This is a genomic window from Mycobacterium talmoniae (assembly GCF_001854525.1).
Taxonomy (GTDB): Bacteria; Actinomycetota; Actinomycetes; order Mycobacteriales; family Mycobacteriaceae; genus Mycobacterium; species Mycobacterium talmoniae.
The window spans coordinates 1-1359 of the sequence record NZ_MLQM01000336.1 but is presented as its reverse complement, the minus strand read 5'-3'; the positions used below and the strand labels follow the sequence as shown (position 1 = coordinate 1359).

Genomic DNA, 1359 nt, shown 5'->3' with positions numbered 1-1359 from the left:
CGGTGGTGGTGGCTGGGGTCCCGGCGGCGGCCATGGGGGCGGTCACGGCGGCGGCCACGGCGGTGGCCCGCCAGGGATCCCGATTCCCATCCCAATCCCGGGAATTCACTTCTAAAATGTAGATAACTAAGCTAAACTAAGTGTTTATCTGGAGTTAACCTACCGTTTGGGGAGCTGTCGTGGACATCGTTCTCGGGGTGTCGATGGCGCCCTCGACGGTCCGCATGGTGTTGGTCGAAGGCGAAAATGCCGACGGGGTCACCGTTGACCAGGACGATTTCGACGTCACCAGTCGCGACGTCACCGCCACAACCACCGCGGCACCCGATCAGGTGATCGCGGCGATCCTGGGCACCCGGGAAGGCGCCCAGGAAGGTGGCTACCACCTCACGTCGACCGGGGTCACCTTCAGCGACCAGACCCAGGCGGCCGTGCTCCGCGACGCGTTGGCGCAGCACAAGATCGAGAACGTGATGCTGGTGTCGGCGTTTTTGGCCGCCGCGGCGCTGGCCCAGGCGGTGGGCAACGCGACCAGTTACGCCAGGACCGGGTTGTTGTTCGTCGAGCCGGATACCGCGACGTTGGCGGTGGTCGACTCCGCGGACGGCTCGATCACCGAGGTGTACCGGCGTGAGCTGCCCAGCGATGACGACACCGCGGTGGCCGAGATGGCCAGGCTGGTCGCCACCGCGGACCGGCTGGAGTCGCACCCGGACGGGCTGTTCGTGGTGGGTTCCGGGGTCAACGTCGCGATGATCAAGCCGGCGCTCGAGGCGGCGACGACGCTGCCGGTCAGCGCCCCGGAAGAACCGGATATGGCGTTGGCCCGGGGCGCGGCGTTGGCGAGTGCGAACGCGCCGTTGTTCGCCTCGTCCACCCAGGCCCTGGCCTGGGCGCAAGACCCCGGCACCGGCGCGGTGCCGGCGGACATGATCAGCCTGGCGTACGCCTGGGCGCCGGCCCCGCCCGTCGACTGCGAGGCCACCCAAGGCGGTGCCGCCCTGGCCTACAGCGCGGTGCCCGACGCGACCGGCGACGTCTATCTGCCGCTGCCCGACGAGGACATCCCGGCCTACACCGACGACCCGGAACTGGTCGACTCCCGGTTGCTGAACTTCGGCCCGGAGGACACCCGCTCCGGCCGCAAGCCGTTCCTGCTGGCCGGCAGCGCGCTGGGCAGCTTATTCATTGTCGGCGTGGCCGCCTTGGTGATCACCTTGGCGATCAGCATCCGGCCGACGGCCAACCAACGGCCCCAGCCCGGACAAAACATCGTCGTCCCGACCCAGCAGGCACCCGCGCCCGCTCCGACGGCGGCACCGCCCCCGCCGCCGTCGGCGCCACCGGCGCCACCGGTGG

1 protein-coding gene is annotated in these 1359 nt (G+C 69.5%); it reads left to right on the top strand.

The annotated features are described in order from the left end of the window. Window positions 1–179: 179 nt before the first annotated feature. A partial coding sequence (locus BKN37_RS27165) for a DUF7159 family protein (protein ID WP_071030404.1) occupies window positions 180–1359 on the top strand: 1180 nt, incomplete at its 3' end.